Below are 5816 nucleotides of genomic sequence, written 5' to 3'. Positions count from 1 at the left end.
GACGAGGCCGTCCACCCGGAACTCGACGCGGCGCCCGCCGAGCCGCGCCGGAGGGCGGCGGCCCCCCGGCGCGCGGCGGCGGACAAGCAGGCCGCGATGCGGCGGGCGATCGGCGAACTGATGGCCCGCAGCAAGCGCGAGATCCCGCACTACTACCTCGGCACCACCATCGACATGGACGCCGCGACGGCCTGGCTCCGGGCGCGCAACCGCGAGCTCCCGGTGGCGGGGCGCCTCCTCCCGGCCGCGCTGCTGCTCAGGGCGAGCGCGCTCGCGGCCCGCGAGGTGCCCGAGCTCAACGGGCACTGGCTCGACGGGGCGTTCGTCCAGGGAGACGGCGTCCACGTCGGGATCGTCACGGCGCTGCGCGGCGGCGGACTGGTGACCCCCACCCTGCGCGGCGCCGACGAGCTGTCCCTGGACGACCTGATGGCCGCCCTGAAGGAGATGCTCGTCCGCGCCCGGACGGGCCGGCTGCGCGGCTCCGAGCTGGGCGACGCCACGATCACCGTCACCGATCTGGGCGACCGGGGCGTGGAGTCGGTGACCGGCGTCGTCTTCCCGCCGCAGGTGGCCCTGCTCGGCTTCGGCGGGATCGTCCGGCGGCCGTGGGCGGTGGACGGGCTGCTGGGCGTCCGCCCGGTGGTCACCGCGACCCTGGCCGCCGACCACCGGGCCACCGACGGCCACACCGGCGCGCGCCTGCTGGAGGCCGTGGACCGGCTGCTGCAGAGCCCGGAGGAGCTATGACACCCCGAGAGGCACGCGATCTGGCCGCCCGCTCGCTGGAGAAGGCGGCGCCCGACGTCGACGCCGCGACGGTCGGCGGGGACGCCGACCTGCGCGAGGACCTCGGCCTCGACTCGCTCGACTTCCTCGGCTTCGTCGAGGGGCTGAGCGACGGCTCGGGCCTGCGCATCGACGAGGACGACTACGCGGAGCTGGCCACCCTGGACGGCTGCGTCGCCTATCTCGCCCGCCGAACCTGATCACGCGGGGGAGGCGGGGACGAAGGTCGGTCCGGGGGAGGGCCGATGCGCACTGGAACGCCGTACGCCCTCTCCGGATCCTGGTGGAGGGAAGGCCAGTGAGCGAGGTGGGGCGATGTACTCCGATCGGCAGGACGCGGGACGGCAACTCGTCGCCAACCTGAGGCGGTACACGGGTGGGGACGTCCGGATCCTCGGCCTGCACGGGGGCGGCGTCCCGGTGGCGGCCGAGACCGCCGCGCGGCTCGGGTGCGCGCTCGACGTGCTCGTCGTGCGCGAGCTCGTCGTCCCGGGGCCGCCCCGCGTCCTGGTGGGCGCGGTCGCGGAGGGGCCGGCGCGCGTCCTGGACGAGGAGGCCGCCCGGCGGGCGGGGGCCGGGGAGGCGCATCTGGGGGAACTGGAGCGGGACGCCCGCGTCGAGGCGCGGGCCCTCGGGCTCCGGCTGCGCGGGCGGCGCCAGAGCCTCCCGCTGGCCGGCCAGGACGCCATCGTGGTCGACGACGGCGCGGCCTGCCGCCTCGTCGCCGAGGCCGCGTGCCGCGACGCCCGGGCGCGGGGGGCCGGACGGGTCGTCTTCGCCGTGCCCACGGCGTCGCCCGCCACCGTCGACCATCTGTGGACCGTCGCCGAGGAGGTGGTGTGCCCGCTCTCGCCGACGTTCTTCGTCACCGCGAGCGACTTCTACCTGGACTTCCCGCCGGTCTCCGAGATCGAGGTCGGCCGGCTGCTCGAACGGGCGTCCGAGCGCACCGCGTGAGACCGCCCCGGCGCTCATCGCGCGGCCCGCCCGACGGTCGCCCGCCCGGCGGGCCCCACGGGTCTCAGGCCGCCCAGGTCTCCAGCGCGAGCAGGTCGCGCATCGAGACCATCCCCACCAGCCGACCGTGATCGTCCACCGGCAGGTGGCGGATGCCCGCCTCCAGCATCCGGCGCGCGACGTCCCGCGCGTCCTCGTCCAGGGCGGCGGTCTCGACGTGCGCCGAGGCGTACCCCGCCGCCTCCTCGGACGCCGGGTCGGCGGACGAGGCGAGGGCCCCGGCCAGGTCGCGCTCGGTGATGATCCCGGCGACCCGCTCCCCGTCGAGCACCGCCAGCGCGCCGACCTTCCTCTCGATCATCCGCCGCGCGACGTCGGCGAGCGGCTCGTCGGCCCGGCAGGCGAAGACCGTCGGCCGGTAAACGTTGCTGACCAGCATGTTCCCTCCCCGTTGGATCGGTGGCTCCAGGCGTCCGGGCGGACGCCCGCGCGCTCCTCAGCCCGTCCCGCCGCGCGCCGAGGCCCCCGCGGCCGCCTCGGTTCCGCGCCGCCCGGTTCCCCGGGCGGGCACCACCGCCACCGGGCAGAGCGCCTCCTGTAGCGCGGCCTGGGTCACCGGACCCAGGAGCGTCTGGGGCCCCGAGCCGATCCCGCGCGCGCCCAGGACCAGCAGCGCCGCGCCGCGGGCGGCGCCGATCAGGGCCTGCCGCGGAGTGTCGACCACGAACTCGCTCTCCAGCGGCACCTGCGGGAACCGGCTCCGCCAGAGCGCGAGGTCCTCCTCGAACCGCGCCATCGCCTCGCGCCTGATCAGTTGGGGGTCGCTGAAGGGGACGCGGTCCGGCCCGCGGAACGCGGCCGGGTCCCACCAGCTGCACACCGCCGTCACCGAGGCGTCGCGCAGCGCGGCCTCCTCGAAGGCGAAGCCGATGGCCGACTCGCCGCCCGTCGAGCCGTCCACGCCCACCACCAGCCGCTCACGGCCCCGGGGGGCGGACGGAAGGTCCGGCCCGACGACGACGACCGGGCGGTCGGCATGGGACGCCACCTGGACCGCGGTGGAGCCGACCGACAGGCCCTCGAACCCGCCGTGCCCCCGCGAGCCGAGCACGACGAGGGAGGCGTCGCGCGACGCCTCCAGCAGGACGGCGGAGGCCCATCCCCGCTCCAGGCGCCAGCGGACGTCCAGGCCCTCGGCGAGGGCGTGGGCCTTGCGCACGCCGTCGTCCGCCACGATCGCGCCCGCGCCGCGCAGGACCTCCAGCGTGTCGTTGTCCGGCTGGCGCAGCGGATAGGGCCAGTGCCAGGCATGGCAGACCGTGAGAGGCAGGCGGCGGAACCGCGCCTCCCGCACCCCCCACCGCAGCGCCTGGTCGGCGGCGGGCGACCCGTCGTACCCGACCAGGACGGCGCCCGTCCTCTCGTGATCGTTCATGGCCGATCCCTCCCCCTGTCGGTGTGTCCAGCCTTCCCCCGGGCGGAAAGGCGCAGGCAGGGGCCGCTGTCCCCGGTTCGAGGGACCTTCGGCCCTGGGACCGGGGCAGGAATGCGGACAGAATCGACAAAGCGCCCGCAAATCCGCACCTCGCGGGCGTGGCTCGGCGCGCACTCCGGGGAATGACCTTGTTTGTACCGTTTGTTCCCCGTGCAGAGGGCGGAGGGATGACCCATCCATCGCCCGCGCTCAGGCGCGAGCACGAATCGAGTGACGCGCAGCGCCTCGCCCGCGACCTGGCCGACGAGATCACCCGTCGCCTGTTCGGCATCGGCCTGGAACTGCACGCCGCCCTGGCCCGCATCCAGGACCCCCACGCCACCCGGCGCGTCCGGGCGGCCCTGACCGGACTGGACGACACCATCGACGACCTGCGCCGCGTCGTCTTCGACCTCCACGCCGCCGCCCGGGACCGGGATGCCGCCGACCGCTGAACCCGCGCCCCGCCCGGCGGTCGGTTACGTTGGAGCGGTGCGCGCACGAGATCTCGCCGTCGAATACCCGATCGTCACGCCGGACAGCGGTGCGCTGGACGCGGCGCGGCTGGTGGCCGAGCACCGGCTCGCCGGGCTGATCGTGGTCGACCCCGGCCGCCGGCCCGTCGCGGTGATCCCCGCCTCCCAGCTGCTGCGGTCCATCATCCCCCCGCACGTCCGCGACGACCCCGCCCTGGCCCGGGTCTACGACGAGCGGCACGCCGACATGCTGTGCGCCCGGCTCGGCGAGAAGAGCGTCGCCGATCTGCTCGGCGAGGAGCGCAAGGCGCTGCCCGTCGTCGACGCCGACGCCACCGTCATGGAGATCGCCAGCGTCATGGCGGCCGACCGCAGCCCCGTCGTCGCGGTGAGCGGCGAGGCCGACCGCACCGACGCGCCGATGATCGGCGTCATCACCGTCGCCCACCTCCTCGACCGGCTCCTGCCCGAGCGGCCGCCGAGCTGAGCCGGAGGCCCCGCCGGCGCCTCCCCGGGGTCATCGCGTGAGCGGGGTCTCGGCCTCCACGCGGGTCAGCTTCTCGGGATTGCGGACGTAGTAGAGGCCGGTGATGCGGGCGCCCTCGACGCGGACCGCCAGGACGCCGTCGAGCTCGCCGTCCAGCCGCATGACGAGCGCGGGGTTGCCGTTGACCACGGTCTGCTCGATGGTGACCGTGCTCTTCACCCTGCCGGTGCCGCCGACGATGTAGCGGGCCACCTTCTCGGCGCCGGTGACCGGCCGGAGCGCCGCCTGCTTGAGCCCGCCGCCGTCGCCCACCATCACGACGTCGGGGGCGAGCACGTCGAGCAGCCCCTGGAGGTCGCCGGTGTCGAGAGCGCGCCTGAACGAGTCCAGCACGGCCCGGGTCTCGGCCTGCGAGACCGCCTCGCGGGGGCGGCGGGCGTCGACGTGCCGGCGGGCGCGGTGGGCGATCTGGCGGACGGCGGCGGTGCTCTTGCCGACCGCGGCCGCGATCTCCTCGTAGCCGACGTCGAAGACCTCCCGCAGCACGAAGACGGCGCGTTCGGTGGGCGCCAGCGTCTCCAGGACGAGCATCAGCGCCATCGACATGCTCTCGGCGAGCTCGACGTCCTCCGCCACGTCCGGCGAGGTGAGCAGCGGCTCCGGCAGCCAGGGCCCGACGTAGGCCTCCCTGCGCCGCGTCATCGTCCGCAACCGGTTGAGCGCCTGCCGGGTGGTGATCCGGACCAGGTAGGCGCGCCGGTCGCGCACCTGCGCCAGGTCGACCTTGACCCACCGCAGCCAGGTCTCCTGGAGGACGTCCTCGGCGTCGGCGGCGGAACCGAGCATCTCGTAGGCGACGGTGAAGAGGAGGTTGCGGTGGGTGACGAAGTCCTCGGTCGCCGGATCGGCGGCGTGGTCGCTCACGGAATCATCCTTCCTGCACGGGTCGCCCACAGGACACCGCGGGCGGCCCGTCCGTAACACCGGCGCACGTGTGCTCCGTCACATCCGCGCGTGCGGTCAGTGGAGGCGGTGGTGGAGGGGTGTGGCCAGTTCGGCGGTGCTCAGCGTCAGCGCGACGGTGTAGTCGATCAGGTGGTCGCGGTCGACGTCCAGGTCCCCGCGGAACCAGGTGGTGAACAGCTCCCAGAGCCCCGCGGTGAGGGTCAGGCCGGTCAGTTCCACGTCGACGTCGGGAAGCGGGACCTGGTCGAGGGTCTCGTGGGTCTGCGCGGCGAAGATCACGGCCATGGTCCGGATGATCTCGATGCGCCGGCGCTGGAGCAGGGGCGAGGAGGGGAACGCGTGGGTGAGGATGTGGGCCCGGCGCGGGTCGGTGGTCAGGAAGTCGAACACGGCGGTGACCACGGCGCGGGTGCGGGCCTGCGGATGCCGGGGCGCCCGGCGGGCGGCGGACAGGATCACGTCGGTGCCCCGGGCGACCTGGTCGTCGACGATCGCCAGGAGAAGGGCGTCGCGGTCCGGGAAGCTCTCGTAGAAGTAGCGGTCGTTGAGCCCGGCCTCGGCGCACACCTTCCGCACGGTCGTGGCGGCCCACCCCTGGGTGCCCAGCAGCTCCAGCCCGGCCGCCAGCAGCGCGGCCCGGCGGCGGGCCCGGCGCTCGTCGGCGGGC

9 protein-coding genes are annotated in these 5816 nt (G+C 75.2%); 5 read left to right on the top strand and 4 right to left on the bottom strand.

Features of this window, described 5'->3' with window-relative positions; all coding sequences use genetic code 11:
* The 3 genes from AB0C69_RS36865 to AB0C69_RS36855 all read left to right on the top strand — a co-directional run.
* A partial coding sequence (locus tag AB0C69_RS36865; RefSeq protein WP_360360233.1) for a 2-oxo acid dehydrogenase subunit E2 occupies positions 1 to 750 on the top strand: 750 nt, incomplete at its 5' end.
* Positions 747 to 989, top strand: a complete 243-nt coding sequence (locus AB0C69_RS36860) for a phosphopantetheine-binding protein (protein ID WP_345172126.1) — start codon at positions 747 to 749, stop codon at positions 987 to 989. The genes AB0C69_RS36865 and AB0C69_RS36860, both read left to right, overlap by 4 nt.
* Before the next feature lie 115 nt (positions 990 to 1104).
* The gene (locus AB0C69_RS36855) at positions 1105 to 1746 is read left to right on the top strand and encodes a phosphoribosyltransferase (protein ID WP_360360229.1); all 642 of its coding nucleotides are present in this window, start codon (positions 1105 to 1107) and stop codon (positions 1744 to 1746) included.
* A 64-nt stretch (positions 1747 to 1810) separates the two neighbouring features.
* Here AB0C69_RS36855 and AB0C69_RS36850 read toward each other — a convergent pair whose 3' ends face one another.
* Together AB0C69_RS36850 and AB0C69_RS36845 are read right to left on the bottom strand one after the other, a co-directional pair.
* The gene (locus AB0C69_RS36850; protein WP_345172130.1) at positions 1811 to 2185 is read right to left on the bottom strand and encodes a CBS domain-containing protein; all 375 of its coding nucleotides are present in this window, start codon (positions 2183 to 2185) and stop codon (positions 1811 to 1813) included.
* Positions 2186 to 2242: 57 nt separating this feature from the next.
* Positions 2243 to 3181 (bottom strand): universal stress protein, encoded by a 939-nt coding sequence (locus tag AB0C69_RS36845; RefSeq protein ID WP_353831224.1) that lies wholly within the window; start codon positions 3179 to 3181, stop codon positions 2243 to 2245.
* A gap of 227 nt (positions 3182 to 3408) precedes the next feature.
* Between AB0C69_RS36845 and AB0C69_RS36840 the strand changes: the two genes are divergently transcribed.
* Both AB0C69_RS36840 and AB0C69_RS36835 read left to right on the top strand, forming a co-directional pair.
* Positions 3409 to 3675 (top strand): histidine kinase, encoded by a 267-nt coding sequence (locus AB0C69_RS36840; protein WP_360360224.1) that lies wholly within the window; start codon positions 3409 to 3411, stop codon positions 3673 to 3675.
* A gap of 37 nt (positions 3676 to 3712) precedes the next feature.
* On the top strand, positions 3713 to 4183 hold the full coding sequence (locus AB0C69_RS36835; protein WP_345172136.1) for a CBS domain-containing protein: 471 nt from the start codon (positions 3713 to 3715) through the stop codon (positions 4181 to 4183).
* 30 nt (positions 4184 to 4213) lie between these two features.
* On the opposite strand, the gene AB0C69_RS36830 is transcribed toward AB0C69_RS36835, so the two are convergent.
* Positions 4214 to 5107: an RNA polymerase sigma-70 factor gene (locus AB0C69_RS36830; protein WP_360360221.1), complete on the bottom strand. Its 894-nt coding sequence runs from the start codon at positions 5105 to 5107 to the stop codon at positions 4214 to 4216.
* 96 nt (positions 5108 to 5203) lie between these two features.
* On the bottom strand, positions 5204 to 5816 hold a 613-nt coding region (locus AB0C69_RS36825; protein ID WP_360360218.1), incomplete at its 5' end, for a TetR/AcrR family transcriptional regulator.

The organism is Actinomadura sp. NPDC048032 (assembly GCF_040653175.1).
Taxonomy (GTDB): Bacteria; Actinomycetota; Actinomycetes; order Streptosporangiales; family Streptosporangiaceae; genus Spirillospora; species Spirillospora verrucosospora.
Note: the sequence above shows the minus strand (reverse complement) of the source record. Positions and strands in the feature narration are given on the sequence as shown.